The organism is Mesorhizobium sp. M4B.F.Ca.ET.089.01.1.1 (assembly GCF_004022605.1).
GTDB lineage: Bacteria > Pseudomonadota > Alphaproteobacteria > Rhizobiales > Rhizobiaceae > Mesorhizobium > Mesorhizobium abyssinicae.
In genome coordinates, this window is sequence record NZ_RZOS01001421.1 from 1 (window position 1) to 449 (window position 449).

Here is a 449-nt window from a genome sequence, read left to right on the forward strand (position 1 = left end):
CCTTTTAGTTCACTCACGTCCATGCTCCTTTTCGAGATCGGATTTGTTCGAGTTTTCAACGAATACCTTGGCCAGAAACGATGGCGTCAGCTGACGTTTCAAATATTAATTCGCCTATACACTCTCTTTCATTGAAATTTTTCTGCTGCAATATTTCGCCACACGAGTTTTGATTTATGTAATCGTTTTCACGATAGATATCAAGCGTCCTCGACATTGCATCCCTGACTGTCTTCAAGCGGTGTGATACGGCTGTAGATCCGCAGGCAAAGCGACGCGGCCTCGGATGGCGTCCGCGACCTTTTCCGCCATCATGATAACCGGGGCATTGAGATTACCGCTGACGATCTCGGGCATGATCGAGGCATCAACAACTCTGAGACCTTCAATGCCGTGCACTTTTGCGTCCTTGTCGACGACCGCGTCGTCGCCGTCGCCCATTCGGCAGG

General features: G+C 49.9%; 1 protein-coding gene. It reads right to left on the reverse strand.

From position 1 onward, the window contains the following. Nucleotides 1-234 precede the first annotated feature (234 nt). On the reverse strand, nucleotides 235-449 hold a 215-nt coding region (locus tag EN780_RS37765), incomplete at its 5' end, for a GMC oxidoreductase (protein WP_245500317.1).